General features: G+C 72.6%; 17 protein-coding genes and 2 pseudogenes. 11 read left to right on the top strand and 8 right to left on the bottom strand.

Translation table 11 applies throughout. From position 1 onward, the window contains the following. Window positions 1-68: 68 nt before the first annotated feature. Both ACZ45E_RS01030 and ACZ45E_RS01025 read left to right on the top strand, forming a co-directional pair. On the top strand, window positions 69-1,109 hold the full coding sequence (locus ACZ45E_RS01030; protein WP_468214930.1) for an SDR family oxidoreductase: 1,041 nt from the start codon (window positions 69-71) through the stop codon (window positions 1,107-1,109). Between the two features lie 144 nt (window positions 1,110-1,253). Then, window positions 1,254-2,209, top strand: a pseudogene (locus ACZ45E_RS01025) (IS481 family transposase). Here the strand turns inward: ACZ45E_RS01025 and ACZ45E_RS01020 are convergent. Both ACZ45E_RS01020 and ACZ45E_RS01015 read right to left on the bottom strand, forming a co-directional pair. Beyond that, entirely contained in the window at window positions 2,206-2,445 is a 240-nt protein-coding gene (locus ACZ45E_RS01020) for a hypothetical protein (RefSeq protein WP_468214929.1), read from the bottom strand. The pseudogene ACZ45E_RS01025 and the gene ACZ45E_RS01020 sit on opposite strands and share 4 nt — an antisense overlap. 38 nt (window positions 2,446-2,483) lie before the next feature. Beyond that, on the bottom strand, window positions 2,484-3,284 hold the full coding sequence (locus ACZ45E_RS01015; protein WP_468214926.1) for an alpha/beta fold hydrolase: 801 nt from the start codon (window positions 3,282-3,284) through the stop codon (window positions 2,484-2,486). Between the two features lie 74 nt (window positions 3,285-3,358). Here ACZ45E_RS01015 and ACZ45E_RS01010 point away from each other — a divergent pair, with 74 nt between their 5' ends. Further along, complete coding sequence (locus ACZ45E_RS01010; protein WP_468214924.1) at window positions 3,359-4,303, top strand: helix-turn-helix domain-containing protein; 945 nt, start codon at window positions 3,359-3,361, stop codon at window positions 4,301-4,303. A gap of 123 nt (window positions 4,304-4,426) precedes the next feature. Next, complete coding sequence (locus tag ACZ45E_RS01005; protein ID WP_468214922.1) at window positions 4,427-6,304, top strand: hypothetical protein; 1,878 nt, start codon at window positions 4,427-4,429, stop codon at window positions 6,302-6,304. Here the strand turns inward: ACZ45E_RS01005 and ACZ45E_RS01000 are convergent. Next, the gene (locus ACZ45E_RS01000) at window positions 6,288-7,115 is read right to left on the bottom strand and encodes an endo alpha-1,4 polygalactosaminidase (protein ID WP_468215973.1); all 828 of its coding nucleotides are present in this window, start codon (window positions 7,113-7,115) and stop codon (window positions 6,288-6,290) included. The genes ACZ45E_RS01005 and ACZ45E_RS01000 overlap by 17 nt on opposite strands. Before the next feature lie 211 nt (window positions 7,116-7,326). Next, on the bottom strand, window positions 7,327-8,670 hold the full coding sequence (locus ACZ45E_RS00995; protein WP_468214919.1) for a S41 family peptidase: 1,344 nt from the start codon (window positions 8,668-8,670) through the stop codon (window positions 7,327-7,329). A gap of 139 nt (window positions 8,671-8,809) precedes the next feature. On the opposite strand from ACZ45E_RS00995, the gene ACZ45E_RS00990 reads away from it, so the two are divergent. The 4 genes from ACZ45E_RS00990 (at window position 8,810) to ACZ45E_RS00975 (ending at window position 12,250) form a co-directional block, all read left to right on the top strand. After that, window positions 8,810-9,205 carry a nitroreductase/quinone reductase family protein gene (locus ACZ45E_RS00990; RefSeq protein ID WP_468214916.1) on the top strand — a complete coding sequence of 132 codons (396 nt, stop codon included), beginning with the start codon at window positions 8,810-8,812 and terminating at the stop codon, window positions 9,203-9,205. A gap of 73 nt (window positions 9,206-9,278) precedes the next feature. After that, the gene (locus ACZ45E_RS00985) at window positions 9,279-9,902 is read left to right on the top strand and encodes a TetR family transcriptional regulator (protein ID WP_468214915.1); all 624 of its coding nucleotides are present in this window, start codon (window positions 9,279-9,281) and stop codon (window positions 9,900-9,902) included. Beyond that, a complete protein-coding gene (locus tag ACZ45E_RS00980; RefSeq protein ID WP_468214913.1) occupies window positions 9,886-11,532 on the top strand; it encodes an acyl-CoA dehydrogenase family protein in 1,647 nt (548 codons plus the stop codon). Before ACZ45E_RS00985 ends, ACZ45E_RS00980 begins: the two co-directional genes overlap by 17 nt. A 7-nt stretch (window positions 11,533-11,539) precedes the next feature. Next, window positions 11,540-12,250: a ribonuclease H family protein gene (locus ACZ45E_RS00975; RefSeq protein ID WP_468214911.1), complete on the top strand. Its 711-nt coding sequence runs from the start codon at window positions 11,540-11,542 to the stop codon at window positions 12,248-12,250. A 69-nt stretch (window positions 12,251-12,319) separates the two neighbouring features. Here ACZ45E_RS00975 and ACZ45E_RS00970 read toward each other — a convergent pair. After that, window positions 12,320-13,168, bottom strand: a pseudogene (locus ACZ45E_RS00970) (glycoside hydrolase family 16 protein); the annotation flags it as partial. Window positions 13,169-13,395: 227 nt separating this feature from the next. Between ACZ45E_RS00970 and ACZ45E_RS00965 the strand changes: the two are divergent. Beyond that, window positions 13,396-14,358, top strand: a complete 963-nt coding sequence (locus ACZ45E_RS00965; protein WP_468214909.1) for a D-2-hydroxyacid dehydrogenase family protein — start codon at window positions 13,396-13,398, stop codon at window positions 14,356-14,358. 17 nt (window positions 14,359-14,375) lie between these two features. Here ACZ45E_RS00965 and ACZ45E_RS00960 read toward each other — a convergent pair whose 3' ends face one another. Further along, window positions 14,376-14,840, bottom strand: a complete 465-nt coding sequence (locus tag ACZ45E_RS00960; RefSeq protein ID WP_468214907.1) for a cupin domain-containing protein — start codon at window positions 14,838-14,840, stop codon at window positions 14,376-14,378. A gap of 251 nt (window positions 14,841-15,091) precedes the next feature. On the opposite strand from ACZ45E_RS00960, the gene ACZ45E_RS00955 reads away from it, so the two are divergent. Beyond that, complete coding sequence (locus ACZ45E_RS00955; RefSeq protein ID WP_468214905.1) at window positions 15,092-15,877, top strand: SAM-dependent methyltransferase; 786 nt, start codon at window positions 15,092-15,094, stop codon at window positions 15,875-15,877. A 244-nt stretch (window positions 15,878-16,121) separates the two neighbouring features. Beyond that, the gene (locus tag ACZ45E_RS00950) at window positions 16,122-17,756 is read left to right on the top strand and encodes a GMC oxidoreductase (RefSeq protein ID WP_468214902.1); all 1,635 of its coding nucleotides are present in this window, start codon (window positions 16,122-16,124) and stop codon (window positions 17,754-17,756) included. Window positions 17,757-17,796: 40 nt separating this feature from the next. Here ACZ45E_RS00950 and ACZ45E_RS00945 read toward each other — a convergent pair whose 3' ends face one another. Continuing rightward, complete coding sequence (locus ACZ45E_RS00945; RefSeq protein ID WP_468215970.1) at window positions 17,797-18,276, bottom strand: carboxymuconolactone decarboxylase family protein; 480 nt, start codon at window positions 18,274-18,276, stop codon at window positions 17,797-17,799. A 5-nt stretch (window positions 18,277-18,281) separates the two neighbouring features. After that, on the bottom strand, window positions 18,282-19,364 hold the full coding sequence (locus ACZ45E_RS00940) for an NAD(P)H-dependent amine dehydrogenase family protein (protein ID WP_468214900.1): 1,083 nt from the start codon (window positions 19,362-19,364) through the stop codon (window positions 18,282-18,284). Between the last annotated feature and the right edge of the window lie 10 nt (window positions 19,365-19,374).

The raw sequence follows: 19,374 nt of genomic DNA, 5'->3' as shown, positions 1-19,374 counted from the left end.
CGGTCAGGGACGTACGCGAGGACGCGGCGTGCCGCACGGGTGAACCCGGGCCGGAAACCGGACAGCAGATGTCGGGATTCGCGCAGACGCTGGACGAAGATGCCGCGGACGACGCGGCGGACAGCGCGGCGACGACCCGGGAGACACACGTGACGCACTCGCAGCAGCAAGGCCGGCAGGACAGCCCGGCGGACCCGCGGACACCGCTCGCCGGAAAGGTCGCCCTCGTCGCGGGCGCCACCCGGGGCGCGGGCCGCGGCACCGCCGTGGAGCTCGGCGCGGCCGGCGCCACGGTCTACGTCACCGGCCGCACGACCCGCGACCGGCGCTCCGAGTACGACCGCGACGAGACCATCGAGGAGACCGCCGACCTGGTCACCGCGGCGGGCGGGCACGGCATCGCCGTCCCCGCCGACCACCTGGAACCCGACCAGGTCCGCGCCCTGGTCGAGCGGGTCGACACCGAGCAGGGACGCCTCGACCTCCTGGTCAACAACGTCTGGGGCGGCGAACTGCTCTTCGCCTGGTCCGCCCCCCTCTGGGAACACGACCTCGACAAGGGGATCAGGCTGCTCCGCCTCGCCGTCGAGACCCACGCCATCACCAGCCACTTCGCGCTGCCCCTGCTGCTGCGCCGGCCGGGCGGGCTGGTCATCGAGATGACAGACGGCACCGCCGAGTACAACCGCGCGAACTACCGCAACTCCTTCTTCTACGACCTGGCCAAGAGCTCCGTGCTGCGGATGGCCTTCTCCCTCGGCCACGAACTCGGCTCGCGCGGCGCCACCGCCGTGGCACTCACACCCGGCTGGATGCGCTCGGAGATCATGCTCGACCACTTCGGCGTCACCGAGGAGACCTGGCGCGACGCCATCGAGGTCGAGCCGCACTTCGCCATCTCCGAGTCCCCCCGCTACGTCGGCCGCGCGGTCGCCGCCCTCGCCGCCGACCCGGACGTCCACCGCCACAACGGGACCTCACTGTCCAGCGGCGGCCTCGCCCAGGTCCACGGCTTCACCGACCTCGACGGCAGCAGGCCCGACGCGTGGCGCTACCTCGTCGAGGTCCAGGACGCGGGCAAGCCCGCCGACGTCACCGGGTACCGGTGACCCGGGAGGCGGGGCAGGCGGGACTTTCGAAACACGCCCTAGGTGTATTGATCACGAGCGTTGTTGACACTCATCGGTGCTTGATCATGGCGAAGACCTCCGGTGTGGTGGAGCTGTCTAGGAACGCACCACACGGAGGTCTTCGTGTCCCACCGTAATGCCCGGCTGACCGTTCACGGCAGGCGCCTGCTCGTGGAACGTGTCTGCGCAGGCCGCCCCGTCGCGCATGTCGCGGCGGAAATGGGCATCTCCCGGGCCACGGCCCACAAATGGATCCGCCGCTGGCGGGCAGAGGGCGAGCAGGGGCTGCACGACCGCTCCAGCCGTCCCCGCACGACGCCGCACGGACACCGGCCGAGTCCGAGGCCCGGGTATGCCGGCTGCGCCAGGACCGCAAACTCGGCCCCGCCCGCCTCGGCCCCATCCTGGGCCTGCCCGCCTCGACCGTGCACCGCATCCTGGTCCGCCACCACCTGAACCGGCTCACCCACATGGACCGGCCCACCGGCCAGCTCATCCGCCGCTACGAACGCGACCGGCCCGGCGAACTCATCCACGTCGACGTCAAGAAACTCGGCCGCATCCCCGACGGCGGCGGCCACAAGGTCCTGGGCCGGCAGGCCGGCCGCGCCACCCGCAGCGGGGCAGGCTTCGACTACATCCACTCCGCCGTCGACGACCACTCCCGCCTCGCCTACAGCGAGGTCCATCCCGACGAGAAAGCCGACACCTGCGCCGCCTTCCTCCGCCGCGCCGCGGCCTTCTTCCAGACCACGGGCATCGACCGCATCGAGCGGGTCCTGACCGACAACGCCTGGCCCTACCGCAAAAGCTTCGCCTGGCGCCAGGCGCTGGCCGACCTCGGCGCGGCCGGAAAACTCACCCGCGCCTACCGGCCCCAGACCAACGGCAAGGTCGAACGCTTCAACCGAACCCTGCTCGACGAATGGGCCTACCTACGGCCCTACACCTCGAACGACGAACGCACAGCAGCCCTGGCAGACTTCCTCCATACCTACAACCACCACCGCTGCCACACCGCACTCGGAGGCCACCCACCGATCAGCCGCGTCAACAACGCTGCGGGTCAATACACCTAGATCCCGTCGTCCGGGTCGTCGATCCGGGTCGGCCAGATCGCGCTGCCGCCGCCGCGCCACTCGATGAAGTCGGGGTCGTCGAGCGGTGCGTCCTGGAGCCCGGCGCGGCGCAGGAACTCCACCACGTCCGCCCGCGAGGTCGCGAGGCCCGCGTCCTCGCCGCGGATGGCGACCCGTCGCCCGCCGGGCTGTGCCGCGTGCACGACTACTGAGGGGTATCCGTCGAGTCCGTCCATGCCCCTCAGCTTCGTACTTCGGGGGAGAGTCCGCACGCTCAGCCGGCCGGCGGCGCGGCCGGCGACAGCCGCTCTCCCTCGTCCGCGGCGGCCCGGACCAGCACCTTCGCCACGTCCCGTGGAGCGGACAGCATCGGCCAGTGCCCCGTCGCCAGCTCGAAGTACCCCACGGTGGGCCGCGCCAGCACGGCGAACCGCGGATCGCCCGTGGCCACCAGCGACGCGATCGTGCCGATGCCGGGCCCACCGCCCAGCGTGCAGAAGATCCCGGTCGTCGGCAGCTCCGGGTCCAGCGCCGACTCCATCCGGAGCGGCTGCGTCAGCACACCCATCGGCATCGGCGCCGCGAACCTCGCGAGCCGCTCGCGTTCGGCGGGCCCGAGGTCCTGGAGGTCCCCCCACACCCGCGTCTGCGACAGCGCGGGCGGCGGCACGCGCACCCCGTCGCCCTCGGTGCGCGCCCGCTCAAGCAGATACGCGCGTACGTCCTCGGTCACCAGGTCCATGGCGCTGTCCCCTTCGCCGGGCAGCCCCGCGTCGAGATAGACGAGCCGGGCGATCCGCTCCGGCCGGCGCGACGCGGCGCCGAGCGCCGGATGGATGCCGTAGCAGTGCCCGACCAGGACCACCTCCCGCTCCTCCACGTGGTCGACCAGCTGCATCAGATCCTCGATGTGCGAGTCCAGGTCCGTGGTGGGCAGGGCCAGATGGCGCCGGTCGCCCAGGCCCGTCAGCGTCGCCGGATGCACCTGGTGCCCGTCCGCGCGCAGCGCCGCCGCGACGTCCCGCCAGATCCAGCCCGCCGTGTACCCCCCTGACACCAGCACGAATGCCGTCATGATGCGTGCCCCTTCTCCTTCAATACGTGTGCGACGGCCGTACCGTAGGAACTCCCCCGGAGGGAGATTCAAGCGTGACCCCGCACCACGACCCGCACCATCCGGACGCCGCTCCGGGTGACATGGGCATCGGAGAACTCGCCGAGCGCGCCGGGACGAGCGTGAAGACCGTCCGTTTCTACGCGGACCGCGGCCTGCTGCCCCAGCGCCCCCGCACCGCCGGCGGCCACCGCCGTTTCGGGGACGAGGCGCTCCAACAGCTGCGCACGATCCGGGGGTTGCGCGCGCTGGACGTGCCGGTGCCCGACATCGAGCGTGCCGTGCGGAAGGAGAGCGCGCTGCGCGACGCCGTCGCCCGCCGGCTCACGGACATCCAGGGCGAACTCACCGCGCTGCGCTGGCGCGAGAGCGCGTTGCGACTCGTCGAGGAGTCCCGTTCCCCGGCGGAGCGCGCCGACCGGCTCGCCGTGCTCGCCGCCGCGCCGCTGCCGCCCGACACCACCGAACTCGCCCGGTTCTGGCGTCGCCGACTGCCGCTGCGCCGGCTGCCGCGCCCGCTCGCCACGGCCATCGTCGACGCCGCCGTCCGCACCCCGGCGCAGGACCCCGCCCCGGACCGGCTGCTCGCCTACGCCCGGCTGCACGCCCTCGCCCGCACCACGCCGGGGCCCGCACTGCCCGCTCGCGACGCGGGCTGCGACCCGGTCACCCTGTACGAAGGGCTGGGCGTGGCCTACGAGTTGGGCGCCGCCGCCGTGGCCGCGGGGCGCGCACCCGGGCCTGGGCCCGCGCTCGACGCGTTCGTCGCCGCGCACGCCGACGCCCAGGGCGGGCGTGACACCGACGACTTCAGGTCGCGGCTGCGCGTGCTCCTGGCCCGCACCACCGACCGGGCCGTGGACCACTACTGGCAGCTGGCCGCCGCCGTCGACCCGTCCGCGCCGCCCACGATGGGCGCGGCCCACGACTGGCTCTGCGCGGCGCTGCGAACCCGCCCCGGGGTGCCCGCGACCGGCTGATCCTGGCTCGGTACGAGCGGCCGAGCCCGGCCGGTCAAAGAGGCCGAAAATCACCCGTAGCCGGACCAGTTGGGGTGCTGCTTCGGGGCGCGCACCCTGCCGGATTGCGGTTACGGTGCTGGGGTGATCAACGCGCAAGGCACATACGAGGCACACTCCACCGAGCCGGGGACGGCGCTGCTGCTGGCGGCCGCGCCCGCGGGCAAGGGGTGCCTCATCGACGCGGCCGCAGTCCTGCCGACGCTCGCGGCGGTCCCGCCGAGCGCGCTCACCGGCACGGCCGCGGCCACCGTCGTCGAACTCGCCGACCCGCTCGACCCGCAGACCGTCCTCACCCGTATCCGCACGGCCGCGGCGCTGCCAGGACCGCTCCACCTGTACGTCACCGGCCAGCTCCACCTCGACCACCGCCAGCGCCTGCTCCACTTCGCGCTGGCCCGCACCACCCCCGCCACGCTGCGCTACACCGCTCTGCCCTGGCACTGGCTCACCGGTGAACTCGCCCTGCGGCGCCCGCACACCACCACCGTCGTCCTCGACCTGGTCACCGACGCGGCCGCCTGGGAGCACGTCGGCACGGGCGGCCTCGGCCTCGGCCACGGGGTACGCCTCTACGGCCGTGTGACCCCGCCGCCGCCCCGGCGCACCGTCCTGACCCCCGCCTACCTCAAGGCCTACGCCGACATCTGGCGCAGCGGCGAGCGTCCCGCGCGGGCCCACCTGCACGAGACGGCGGCCGCGCGCTCGGGCCCGGCGAACGCGCTGTTCCTGGCACAGGACACGTCGTACCCGGCGATGCCGACAGCGCGGGGTGCCGCGGGGCCGGCGGGGCATACGGGGCCGGCGGGGCCGGCGGGGCCGGTGCGGGCGACGTCCGCCCAGGCTGGACCGACACAGGTGGCCCCTGCCGGGGTTGCGCCTGGGCAGGTCGCGGCTGGTGGGGTCGCCCCTGGGCGGGCTACGGCTGGTGGGGCTGTGCCCGGTCAGGTCGGGTCCGCTCACGCCATGCCTGGTCCGGTTGGGTCCGATCATGCCGCGCCTGGTCAGACTGGGTCCGCTCACGCCCTTCCGGGCCAGGCCGTGTCCGCGCACGCGGGGTCTGCCGGAGCCGCGCCCGCTCAGGTCCCGTACGCGCAGGTCACCCCGGCTCAAGCTGCCCCAGCACACGCCGCCCCGGCGCAGGTCGCCGCCGCCAAGGTCGCTCCAGCGCAGGTCACCCCGGCTCAAGCTGCCTCAGCACACGCCGCCCCGGCGCAGGCCGCCCCCGCTCAGGCCGCTCCAGCGCCGACCGCCGCCGATCCCGCCGCCGCCCAGGCCGCACCAGCCCGGACCCTCCCCGTCCAAGCAGCCCCGGCACCGGTCGTCGCGCCCCCGGCCGGGCCCGCCGCGACCGCCCCCGGCCCGGTAGCTCCCACCCAGGCGGCCCGTGCGCAGGCCCTGCCCGCCGAGGTGGATCCGGTGACGGCCGTGCCGGCGACGACCGCCGGAGCCTTCCGAGCCCCGGCCGCGCCGACCCGCCCGGCGCCCGCCTCCGTACCGGCGTCCCGGACTCCGGCCGGTGGGGCCGATCCGCATGTGGTGCTGCTTGCCGCGGCGCAGGCCGGGCGGCACGGGGAGGCCTCCGCGATCGCCGCGATGTGGGAGAGCGAGGCGTTGCGCGCGCACGGCGCCGGTTCGCCGCAGGCCATCCACTGGCTGGAGGTGCGGGCGGATCTGGCGCGGCTCGCCCAGGACCCGCCCCGCAGTTGCGAGTTGTGGACGGCGGTGGCCCAGGCCCGGCTCGCCCGCGGTGAGGCCCGTACCGACGAGGACGTGGAGGCCGCCGTCGACCGGGCCCACCATCAGTGGGAGCAGGTCGGCGACCCGGTCCGCGCCCACGCCCAGGCCGACGCTCTCACCGCCCTGCGCCGTCAGGTCCCGGGACGGCGCCCCGGGGCGCTGGAGGCGATCCGGCGCCGCCTCGACGCGCTCGGCGCGGCACCGGTCAACAAGCCTTCCTGACATACCCCTTGGAGCCCGCCGGACGCACGTCCAGGTCCCGAAGGACGATCGACAACCGCTCGCCCCACGCCCGGCACGCACGCGTGAAATCGGCGGCGCGGTACTCGATGACGAAGACCCGGTCGCCGTACGCCGACGCGTAGGCCCCGCACTCGTCGTAGCGGGCGCACTCCTCCGCCACGGCGAAATCGAGCCCCATGGCGGCGTGCTCGGGCAGCAGCTCGGCCGTGTTCTTCTGGCCGACGGCCAGCCCCGCGGCATGCGCGCGGTCGGCGATCAGCTTCGCGAAGGCGGCCGCGTCCGCGGGCTTCAGCAGACCGTCGGAACGCTCGTACGAGTCGAGGTTGTCGGGCTCGACGGCCTGGTAGCCGTCGTCCGCGCAGCCGTCGATCCACGGCCCGACGATCTTCGCGAGCCGGGCCCGCTTGCCCGCGGTGGAGAGGTCGAGGAGCGCCTCGTCCCAGTCCTCGTCGATCACCAGGTCGCCGTCCCCGTCGCGCAGCAGCAGGTCGGGGTGGTTCTTCCGCCACCAGCGCAGCGCGTCGGGCTGGGCCTGGAACGCGTTGACGTAGCAGACGTTGTAGAGCCCGCGGGCCGGCGCCGAGCTCCGGTCGCGGGAGACCGCGCGGACCCCGGAGGGCGGCCGGTAGGCGCCGCCGATCTGGTAGTCGAAGGCCATGTCCGCCGTGGGCCGCTCGACGCGCGGCCGCTCCTCCTGCGAGGAAGGGGCCGACGAACAGGCGGACAGCAGGGCGGCGGTGAGGACGAGGCACAGGGCGGACAGCCGACGGGAAACCGGGACGAAGATCACCACGGCACCCTATGTCCTCACGGGCGGGTCACAGAGCGGGGGAGTACGGCAGGAGCACGGCCCTTTGGGCGCAGGTGGCGGGCCTCACCCATAGCCCGCAGGGAAGATCGTTCGGCTGAAGCCCTGCGGAGCCCCCCGCCGAGAGGCGACCGCCATCCGTGCTCATCCTCAAGCCGTCCCGCCGCCGCCGTGGCCGCCCTGCCGCGGATTCTCAGCGGCCCCGGTGGGCGAGCGCCGCGACCGCCGCGTCGAAGGCCGAGTCGCGGTGCTTCGCGAACTCCTCATCGGTGAAGACCGGCGTACGCAGGTGCGGCGGGATGCCGGTGCCGTCGAAGGTCCGCCCCGAGCGGGTCAGGAACTCCTCGTTGGGGAGCCATACCTCCATCCCGTTGGGCAGCTTCCGGTCCAGCGTGTCCGAGAAGACGCCCTGGGTGGCCTCGCCGACACGGACCGTCCTGCCGGGCCGGTCCATGAGGGCCTGGGTGAACGTCTCACCCGCGCTCACCGTCGAGCCGCCCGTCAGCAGGGCGACCGGACCCGTGTAGCGCGGGACGCCGCGCGCCGGCTCCACCGTGATCGGCTGCGGGCGGGTGTACCGGGTCCGCTTGCGGTAGGCCACGTACGGGGAGTCCGTGAGCCGCTCGGCTATGTGCAGGCCGAGGGAGTCGTAACCGCCCCCGTTGATCCGCAGATCGATGATCAGCCCCTTGAGGGAGGCGGTGCGGTCCGCGGTGAGGACGGCGTCCAGCGCTTTGTCGAGCTCCGCGAGATGAGCCGCGTACGAGCGCTGCTGACCGGCGTAGCCCGCGAATCCCGAGATACGCAGATAGCCCTGTCCGCCGGGCAGGTCCGCATAGCCGATCCGGCCGCCCGCGAACTCCCGCAGTCCCTTGCCGCCGAGGTCGCGGCGCTCGACGTACTTTCTGACCTTGGTGTCCAGCTCCTCGCTGGGCATCGTGGTGCCCGGCCGGATCCGTGCGAAGTGGCGGTCGCCGTCGAGGACGGCCACATGCGCGTCGTAGAGCGGTGACACCATCTCGCTGAAGACGGTGAAGAGTTCGTCCCGTGTCGTCCCGGCGTGCACCCTCGGCCGGTAGGTGTCCCGCACGGAGTGCCAGTCGATGCCCTTGGCGGCGAAGAAGGGGTAGTTCTCCTCGAAGGAGTGCCAGAAGACGTCGAACGCCGCCACCGGGTCCGCGGGCAGCGGACGGTCGCACTCCGCGGGCAGGGCCCCGATCCGCCGCAGCTCCCGGTGGCCGGGCGAACCGGACACCTGGAGCGTCCCCCGCGCCCTGACGGTCAGCACCGTCCCCTCGTCGTTCGTGTACGTGCCCGGCGCCGTCCGGCGCGCGGTGTCGCCGGGCACGCAGCCGGCCTCCGACGTCTGGTACTCCTGGAGCCGCCCGTCCGTGATCGACAGGACCGTGCCGTAGCCGGTCACCCGCCAGACGCCCTCGACGGACGGCCGCCCGGCCGCCGCCGCGGGCGCCACCGCGCCGCCCGCGAGCGCCAGTGCCACGAGAGCCGCCGCCGTCCTGAAATTCTTCTGCCGCACCGTCATCTTCTCCCCGTACGTTCGTGCCGAGTCCGTCGCGTGCTGTTCGAGTAGATCGACGATCTCCGACCGGGCCGCCCGACACCATCGGGCCTCCCGGTCGATCGGCACGGGGGACAACCCCCGCTACAGTGCCGACATGACGCGCGCCCAGGAGACCAAACACCGCATCGTCACCACGTTCCAGCGCAAGGTCGCCAACCCGCTGTCGACCCGGCTGCCCGGCCAGGTGCTCGTCGAGACCACGGGCCGCACCTCGGGCCTGCCCCGGCGCACCCCGGTCGGCGGGCGGCGCGTCGGCGACTCGTTCTGGCTCGTCTCCGAGTTCGGCCTCGCCTCGCAGTACGTGCGCAACATCCAGGCCGATCCGACGGTCCGCGTCCGCCTCGGCGGCCGCTGGCACTCCGGCACCGCCCACCTGCTCCCCGACGACGACGCCCGCGCCCGCCTGAAGACCCTGCCGCGCTACAACAGCGCGGCCGTCCGCGCCTTCGGTACGCAACTCCTCACGATCCGGATCGACTTGACCACCTGAACCGGCCCGCCGCACAAGGGCGGCACCCGGCGCACCTCTTGTTGAAGCAATGAATCAGTGCTTCACTTCTTACGTGCCCTACCGACGGACCCCGGCCGTGCAGGCCCGCATCGACGCCCAGCGCACCGCCGTCCTCGACGCGGCCACCACCCTGCTCGCCGAGCAGGGCTACGCGGGCTGCTCCATGTCCGCCGTCGCCGCGCGCGCGGGCATCGCCACCGGCAGTGTGTACCGGCACTTCCCCAGCAAGGCCGAGCTGTCCGTCGAGCTGTTCCGGCGCGTCGTCACCCGCGAGGTGGCCGCCGTGCGGGAGGCCGCGGCCCGGCCCGCCGAGGCACCGGCCGAGCGGGTCGTCGCCGTCGTCGAGACGTTCGCGCGCCGCGCCCTGAAGTCGCCGCGCCTGGCGTACGCGCTGCTCGCCGAACCCGTCGACCCGGCGGTCGACACCGAGCGCCTCGTCTTCCGGCGCGCGTTCCGCGACGTGTTCGCCGAGCACATCGCCGACGGCGTACGGGCCGGACAACTGCCGCCTCAGGATGCTCAGTTGACGGCCTCCGCACTGGTCGGCGCGGGTGCCGAGGCGCTCATCGGCCCGCTGTCCGACCCGGACCGGGGGCCCGACGCCGTACCCGCCCTGCTCACCTTCACCCTGCGAGCCCTCGGAACCATGGGAGCCGTCGATGCCGACCACGCATGAAGTCACCAACCAGGTACCGCCGTTGACCGGGCACGATGTCGCCGCCGACCCCGCCCTCCTGGAGGGCCTGCGCCGCGAGGGCGCCGCCTGGGCCGAACCCGAAGTGCACGACCTCGGCACCCTCGCCGGATCGGAGAAGGTCCAGGAGTGGGGGAGGCTGGCGGAGCGGAACCACCCCGTCCTGCACACGCACGACCGCTACGGCCACCGCGTCGACGAGGTCGAGTTCCACCCGTACTGGCACGAGCTGATGACCGTCGCTGTCGAGCGCGGCCTGCACGCCGCGCCCTGGGCCGACGACCGGCCCGGCGCCCACGTCGCCCGCGCCGCCAAGATCTACGTCTGGGGACAGGCCGACCCCGGCCACCTCTGCCCCATCTCCATGACCTACGCGGCCGTGCCCGCCCTGCGCACCGCACCGCGACTGGCCGCCGTCTACGAGCCGTTGCTCACCTCCTGTGTCTACGACTTCGGGCTGCGCGAGCCCACCGGCAAGCGTGGTCTCATCGCCGGGATGTCCATGACCGAGAAGCAGGGCGGCTCCGACGTCCGCGCGGGCACCACCCGCGCCGTGCCGACGGGGGAGGAGGGGCAGTACGCGCTGACCGGGCACAAGTGGTTCACCTCCGCGCCCATGTCCGACGTCTTCCTCACCCTCGCCCAGGCGCCCGGCGGCCTCTCCTGCTTCCTGGTGCCACGCGTCCTGCCCGACGGCACCCGCAACGCGCTCCGCCTCCAGCGCCTCAAGGACAAGCTGGGCAACCGGTCGAACGCCTCCTCCGAGATCGAGTACGAGGGCGCGCTCGCCACCCTCGTCGGCGAGGAGGGCCGGGGCGTCGCCACCATCATCAAGATGGTCAACATGACGCGCCTCGACTGCGCCGTCAGCTCCGCCTCCGGTATGCGCCAGGGCCTCGTCCAGGCCGTGCACCACGCCACGCACCGCAGCGCCTTCGGGGCCCGGCTCGTCGAGCAGCCGCTGATGACCAACGTCCTCGCCGACCTGGCCGTCGAGGCGGAGGCCGCCACCGTCGCGGCCCTGCGCCTCGCGGGCGCCGTGGACCGCTCCGCCCGCGGCGACGACTCCGAGGACCTGCTGCGCCGCATCGGCCTCGCCGTCACCAAGTACTGGGTGTGCAAGCGGGCCCCCGCGCACGCCGCCGAGGCCCTCGAATGCCTCGGCGGCAACGGCTACGTCGAGGAGTCCGGCATGCCGCGCCTGTACCGCGAGGCGCCGCTGCCCTCGATCTGGGAGGGCTCAGGCAACGTGGCCGCGCTCGACGTGCTCCGCGCCATGGCCCGGCAGCCCGCGACCGTGGAGGCGTACTTCGAGGAGGTCGACCTGGCCGCCGGCGCCGACCGGCGGCTCGACGAGGCCACGACCCGGCTCCGCAAGGACCTCGCCGGTCTCGGCGCCGACCCCGACGCCCTCCAGTTCCGCGCCCGCGCCCTCGTCGAGTCGCTGGCGCTCGTCCTCCAGGGCTCCCTCCTCGTGCGGCACGGGGCCCCGGCCGTCGCCGACGCCTTCTGCGCCTCCCGGCTCGACCGGGACCGGGGCGTCGCCTTCGGCACCCTTCCGCTGGGCGTGGACACGTCAGCAATCCTCGATCGGGCGCGGACCCTGGCATGATCGGGGCATGGCAGAACGTGTGATCGCCGCGTGTGACGGCGCGTCGAAAGGAAACCCCGGACCCGCGGGATGGGCATGGGTCGTCGCCGACGGTGACGAGCGGCCCGTCCAGTGGGAGGCCGGCGCGCTGGGCACCGCGACGAACAACGTCGCCGAACTCACCGCCCTGGAAAGGCTGTTGAGCACTGTGGCCGCCGACGTGGCGCTGGAGGTCCGGATGGACTCCCAGTACGCGATGAAGGCGGTCACGACCTGGCTGCCCGGATGGAAGCGCAAGGGCTGGAAGACCGCCTCCGGCAAGCCCGTCGCCAACCAGGAGCTGGTCGCCCGGATCGACGCGCTGCTCGATGGGCGTGAGGTCGAGTTCAAGTACGTGCCCGCGCACCAGGTCGACGGCGACCCGCTCAACGACTTCGCCGACCGCGCCGCCAGCCAGGCCGCGGTCCAGCAGGAGGACGCGGGCAGCGCCCTCGGCTCGCCCGTGCCGCCGCCCTCGTCCCCGTCGTCCAAGGCGCCCAAGGCATCGGGCGGCTCGACCCGCGCGGGGAGCGCGAGGAAGCGCACGGCCGGCTCCACGCAGGGCTCCGCCGCCTCGTCGCGCACGCTCAAGGCGAAGTTCCCCGGCCGCTGCCGTTGCGGCCGCTCGTACGCGGCGGGCGAGGAGATCGCCAAGAACCCCGACGGCTGGGGCCACCCGGAGTGCCGCGCGTCGGCCTGAGCGAGCCGGGGCTCCGTCCGGTCACCGCGAGGGGCGCGGCGACCGGGCGGAGCCCCGTCGCATTCGCTAGTTGGAGACCCGCACGTAGTCCACGACCAGCTGCTGCGGGAACTGCGTGCTGCCGTCCGGGTCGCCCGGCCAGTACCCGCCGACCGCCAGGTTCAGGATGACGAAGAACGGCTTCTCGAACACCCACTGGTTGCCGCCGACGTCGGCGGGCGTGCGCGTCTGGTAGACGGTGCCGTCCACCGACCACTTGATGGAGTTCGGCGACCAGTCGACGGCGAAGGTGTGGAAGTCGTCCGCGAACGCCTGTCCGCCGGGCAGCGAGTAGCCGGCGCCGATGCCGCCCGAGCCGGAGTAGCCGGGGCCGTGGATCGTGCCGTGCACCGTCGAGGGCTCGAAGCCGACGTTCTCCATGATGTCGATCTCGCCCGAGTTGGGCCAGCCGACCGAGCCGATGTCGCTGCCGAGCATCCAGAACGCCGGCCAGATGCCCTGCCCGCGCGGGATCTTCATCCGCGCCTCGACGTGGCCGTGCGTCGTCGTGAACTTGCCCGACGTGTTCAGGCGCGCCGAGGTGTACTGGCAACTGCCGTACCAGCACTGGTAGTTGCCCGGGTTCTCCTTGCGGGCGGTGATCACCAGGTGGCCCTGGCCGTCGAGCGCCGCGTTCTTGTTGCCCGACGTGTAGTACTGCCGCTCGTGGTTGTTGACGTTGTCGCCGGTCTCGGTCTGCCACTTCGAACCGTCGACGGCCGAGCCCGCGGCTCCGTCGAAGTCGTCGGAGAAGGTGACCGCGGCGGCCGCGGCGCGGCTGTCGGCGTCGGCGGCGTGTGCCGTGGGCGCCAGGCCGGCGCCCAGACACAGGAGCGCGGCGGCGGCCAGGGGGAGCCGGTGACGAAGGGGTATGCGCATGGGGGATCACGTCACTTCGGGTAGGGGGATCGCGCCTGTCTCGGGCGCGCCAGAAAGTGAAGACAAGGGGGGTGCGCGTGGTGCGTTAACTTCAAGAGTTGATTTAAGAGACGGGCAGAAGCCCCGTCAAGGTATGCGTCCGTACCAAGTCGTCGAGCGGTTCAGAGAAGTCGCACCGGTGGACCCCGTACTAGGCTGTCCGCACAAGATCGAACCGGGGAGTGTTGGTGACCACGCTGCGCTGTGCCGTACTCGACGACTTTCAGGACGTCGCCCGTGACCGGGGCGACTGGGCGCGCCTCGCGGACCGGGTCGACGTCCGCTTCCTCCACCGCCACATCACGGCCCACGACGACCTCGTGGCGGAGATCGGGGAGTGCGAGATCGTCGTCGTGATGCGCGAACGCACCCCGTTCCCGGCCGAGTTGTTCGCGCGCCTGCCCAAGCTGCGGCTGCTGATCACCTCGGGCATGCGCAACGCCTCCATCGATCTGGACGCCGCCGCCGCGCACGGCGTCACCGTCTGTGGCACCCCGAGCGGCTCCGAGCCGCCCGTGGAGCTGACCTGGGCCCTGCTCCTCGGCCTCGCCCGCGGTGTCGTCACCGAGAACGGCAACCTGCGCTCCGGCGGCCCCTGGCAGTCCACCCTCGGCGCCGACCTGCACGGCCGCCGCCTCGGCCTGCTCGGACTCGGCAAGATCGGCACCCGGGTCGCCCGCGTCGGCGCCGCCTTCGGCATGGACGTCGCCGCCTGGAGCCAGAACCTCACCGCGGAGCGCGCCGCCGAGGCCGGGGCCACCCTCGCCGCCTCCAAGGAGGAACTCCTCGGGACCAGCGACTTCGTCTCCGTCCACCTGGTGCTGAGCGAGCGGACCCGCGGCCTGGTCGGCGCCGACGAACTGCGGCGGATGCGCCGCACCGCCTATCTCGTCAACACCTCGCGCGCCGCGATCGTCGACCAACAAGCGCTGCTGCGTGCGCTGCGCGAGGGCTGGATCGCCGGGGCCGGCAGCGACGTCTTCGAGACCGAGCCGCTGCCCCTCGACGACCCGCTGCGCACGGCGCCGAACTTCCTCGGCCTGCCCCACCTCGGCTACGTCACCCGCCGCAACTACGACGGCTACTTCCAGGGCGCGGTCGAGGACATCGAGGCATACCTGGCAGGGACCCCGGTCCGTACCCTCGGCTGAACCACGGACCGCAGGCCCTACGCCCGCACGAACGCCCGCAACTCATCGGCCAGCTGCGGGTGTTCGTCCAGCACGGCAGGCGTGGCGAACTCGTGGTCCGCGTAGTCGAACCCGGGCGTGACGACCTCCGCCACCAGACCGTGGCGCGCGTCGCCGGTCAGCCGCGACGCCTTCCACCACCCCCCGGGCACCAGCAGGAACCGCTCGGCGTCCGCGCCCAGCGTGGTCCGCGAAAGTGTCCCCGCGGGGTCGACCGTGACGTACTCCAGCGGGCCGCCGTCGATGAGGAAGTGCAGGATGTCGCTGCGATTGCGGTGCAGCAGGCCGCTCGGCTGCGCGGCGTCGAGCAGGTAGTAGATCGACGTCGCCGAGGGGCGCGGGCCGTGGGCGGTCGCCATCCCCCGCGGCCCGCTGTAGATCCGCCGGAAGTATCCGCCCTCGCCGTGCCGTTCGAGCCCCAGTTCCCTCTGCCAGTCACGCACCTGGGCTCCCTCCGGCCGCTCCGCGGTTCCTCCGCGCACCCGTCACCGCACGGGCGTTCCCGTCACCCTACGGGCGCCCGGCGCTCTCGGCGCTGCGGCGCGCGCCGCCGCATGATCGCCGCCACCGTCCGCGCACGGGCCCGTACCAGGCGTGAACTGCCAACGCCCTGATCAGCGAGGAGAGTTGACATGGCAGACTGCCACCAAGGTCATCCGACCCGTCCCGCCCCTCGCGACGATGGAGCCCGCCCATGACGGCACCCGCCCCCCGGCCCCGGATCGACACCAGCCAGGCGCACCCCGCACGGGTCTACGACTGGCTGCTCGGCGGCAAGGACAACTACCCCGTCGACGAGGCCGTCGGCGCGCAGCTGCCGCCCGAGGCGCGCGACGCGGCGCGGCAGAACCGGGAGTTCATGCACCGGGCGTCCGCCTGGCTCGCGGGCCAGGGCGTCGACCAGTTCCTGGACGTCGGCACCGGCATCCCCACCGCGCCGAACCTGCACCAGATCGTGCAGCGTGTCGTCCCCGCCGCGAAGGTCGTCTACACCGACAACGACCCCATCGTCCTGCGGCACGCGGAGGCCCTCCTCGTCAGCACCCCCGAGGGTGCGACGGACTACATCCAGGCCGATGTCCGCGACCCGAAGGCGATCCTCGAACACGCCCGCACGATCCTCGACTTCGACCGCCCGATCGCGCTGTCGCTGATCGCGCTCATGCACTTCATCTCGGACGAGCAGGACCCGTACGCGATCGTGTCGACGCTGGTCTCCGCGCTGCCCTCCGGCAGCCACCTCGTCCTGTCGCACGCCTCGTCCGACATCTTCCCCGAGCTGTCGGACCAGGTGACCGCCGAGTACGCGAAGGGCGGCATCAAGCTGGGCTTCCGTACCCGCGACGGCGTGGCCCGGTTCTTGGAGGGCCTGGAGCCGGTGGCGCCGGGCCTGGTCACGGCGACGGAGTGGTACCAGGAAGGGCAAGCGCCCGAACCCGAGGCCAGCGGGATCTACGCCGTAGTGGCCCGCAAGCCCTGAGAGCCTGTCTTTGAACCGGGCCGGGGGCGATCCGAACGGAGCGGTGTGGCGACGCATGGTTGCCACACCGCTCCGTCGTTCCCGCTCCACCCCGGCAGATGGACAAGATCAGGGGAAGTCGGCAGTGGACAAGATCAGGGGAAGTCGGCAGAAATGCGCGCACATTACCAATCGGTATGCATCGACTTGATAGGCGATAAACAGTAGAACTCGTTCCTATTCCGTCGAGAGTGAGGAACACAGAATGACCGACTCGACCCGCCCTGAAGTGGCCCGCAACGGTGTCTCCCGTCGTGGCTTCCTCGCAGGAACAGGTTCTCTTCTCGGGGCCGTGGCCCTGTCCGGGCACGCCGTCGCCGCGGAGCGCGGCGCCACCTCGGCCGTCGCCGACGGCGCACGCATCCCGGCCCTGGTCATCGGCACCGGATACGGCGGCTCTGTCGCCGCGCTCCGGCTCGCGGAGGCCGGTGTGGACGTGCAGATGGTGGAGATGGGCATGGCCTGGGACACCCCGGGGGCGGACGGCAAGATCTTCGCCAACACCACCAGCCCCGACAACAGATCCTTCTGGCTCAGAACGCGCACGAAGCAACCCCTGAGCAACTTCCTGGGGTTCCCGATCGACAAGGACATCCCGCGCTACACGGGCATCCTCGACGCCGAGGACTTCGCCGGCATCACCGTCTACCAGGGCCGGGGCGTCGGCGGCGGCTCACTCGTCAACGGTGGCATGGCCGTCACGCCGAAGCGGGAGAACTTCGCCGCCATCCTGCCCTCCGTCGACGCGAACGAGATGTACGGCACGTACTACCCGCGGGCCAACGCCGGCCTGGGGGTCGCCACCATCGACCCGAACTGGTTCGAGAGCGCGGAGTGTTACCAGTACGCGCGCGTCGGCCGCAAGCAAGCCCAGCGCTCGGGCTTCCCCTTCGTCTTCGTCCCGGACGTCTACGACTGGGAGTACATGAAGCAGGAGCAGGCGGGCACGGCCCCCAGGTCCGCGCTGGCCGGCGAGATCCTGTACGGCAACAACCACGGCAAGAAGTCGTTGCAGAAGACCTACCTCCCGCGGGCCAGGGCCACCGGCCGGGTCACCATCTCACCGCTGCACAAAGTGACGTCGGTGAGCCCGGCCCCCGGCGGCGGCTACACCGTGCGGATCGACCAGCTCGACACCACGGGCGCCACCACTGCCACCAAGGAGGTCACCGCGGAGCGCGTGTTCTTCGCCGCGGGGAGCGTCGGCACGAGCAAGCTCCTCACCAAGCTCAAGGCGACCGGCGCGCTGCCCGCGCTCAACGGTGAGATCGGCAAGGGCTGGGGCGACAACGGCAACGTCATGTGCGGACGTGCCAACCATCTGTGGGACCCGACCGGTGCGCTCCAGTCGGCGATCCCCACCGGCGGCATCGACAACTGGGCCGCGGGCGGCGCGTTCGCCGAGGTGGCGCCGCTGCCGACCGGCATCGAGACGTTCGCGTCGTTCTACCTGTCCATCACGAAGAACCCGAACCGCGCGCAGTTCACGTACAACCCGGCGTCGGGCGGGGTCGACCTCGACTGGCAGACCGCGTGGAAGCAGCCGGGGATCAACGCGGCCAAGACCATCTTCGACAAGATCAACTCGAAGGAGGGCACGATCTACCGCACCGACCTGTTCGGCACGTACAAGATCTGGGGCGACCACCTCACCTACCACCCGCTGGGCGGCGCCGTGCTGGGCAGGGCGACCGACAACTACGGGCGCCTGCACGGCTATTCCGGCCTCTACGTCATCGACGGCTCGCTGATCCCGGGCAACACCAGCGTCAACCCGTTCGTGACGATCACAGCGCTCGCCGAGCGCAACATCGACCGTATCGTCGCCACCGACCTGTGACGGCCGGGCCCTGCCCGGGTCGCGGCCGCCGCCGGGCGGTTCACGGCCCGGGCAGGGCGCACACCGTGTCGAGCCCGAGCACGTGGTTGAGCCGGCCGAAGGCCAGCCACGAGCCGATGGCCATGCTGAGCTCCACGATCTCGGCCTGACTGTAGTGGGCGGTCATCCGCTCCCAGAACGCGTCGTCGAGCCCGTGGTGGTCGACGGTGTAACGCTCCGCGTACTCGGCCGCCAGCCGGGTCCGCTCGTCGAACGCGGCGGTGGCACGCCAGTCGGCCACCGCGTCGGCGAACGACTCCTCGACCTTCTCGCCGTCCCGCTCGGTACGCCAGTCCAGGCAGAACAGACAGCCGTTGATCTGCGCGACACGCAGCCGTGCCGCCTCGAACTCCCGTAGCCCCAAGGACGAACGGTCGTACACCGCCATGGAGAACTGGGCCGCCACCGGTCCGATGCCGGGCACCATCTCGCCCCACACGTAGGGGATCGGCTCCTCGCCGTCGGGTACGTCGATCCGCATGACTGTCATGGCTGCTTCCTTCCGAGTCGGCCGGCGGCGGGGAGCACGGGCACGTCGAGCGCGTCGTACAGTCCGGGCGGCGCGGCCAGCAGCCAGTCGATCGCGCCGACGAGCCGGCCGACCGCGGTCGCGTTGCCGCCCGCCGCGTGGTTGCCGCCCTCGTCGGTGGCCTGGACGGTGACCTCGATGCGCGGCCGGCCCTCCACGATCACGCGGTGCGCGCCGGCCCCGCCGCCGGGCGGCACCGGCCAGTCGGGCGCGCACGACGGATGGATCCGCGTCACGTGCTCGACGACGATGCGGGCCTCGCCGTCGACGATGCCGCGCACCTCGAAGCGGACGGCGCCCTGGGTGCCCGCCGCGAAGTCGCCCATGGCCGCCGTCGTCACCGCGCTCTCCAGGGGGCGGCGCTCCAACGACTCGCGGATCTCGTCGAGTTCGACGCCGAGCGCCCTTGCCATCAGCCGCAGCTGCCCGCCCCACACCATCGTGGGGACGGACTCGGCGAGCATCAGCGGCTCGTACTCCATGGGGTGCCCCATGCCGACGAGATGGCGGACCGAGTCCTCCTGGTCGTACGTCGAGTAGTCGAAGATCTCCTGGCAGCGCAGGACGTCGACGCGGGTGCCGAGGCCGCTGACGAGGAGGGGCAGGACGTCGTTGGCCCAGCCGGGGTCGACGCCGGACACGAACAGCGAGCCGCCGCCCGCGTCGATCGCCGCGCGCACCGGATCGGTGAAGTCCGGGGGCGCGCTGCGCGGATCGTAGAGCGGGTACAGGGCCGGGCTGACGACGACGGCGCCGGCGCGCAGGGCGCGGCAGATGTCGGCGAGGGCCTCGTCGGGGCGCAGTTCACCGGAGGCGGCGTAGAAGAGGGCGCCGGGCCGGGCCGCGAGCACCGCGTCGACATCGGTCGTCGCGGTGACACCGAGGGCGTGGTCGAGCCCGGCCAGGTCGCCCGCGTCGCGGCCGTCCTTGGCGGGGTCGTGCACGAGCACGCCGCAGAGTTCGAGCCCGGGGTGGGCGTCGACGGCCCGGATCGCCGCGCGGCCCACGTTCCCTGTGCCCCAGACCACCGTGGAAGTCATGCGCCGGAGA

This window comes from Streptomyces sp. NPDC030991, assembly GCF_055571235.1.
Note: the sequence above shows the minus strand (reverse complement) of the source record. Positions and strands in the feature narration are given on the sequence as shown.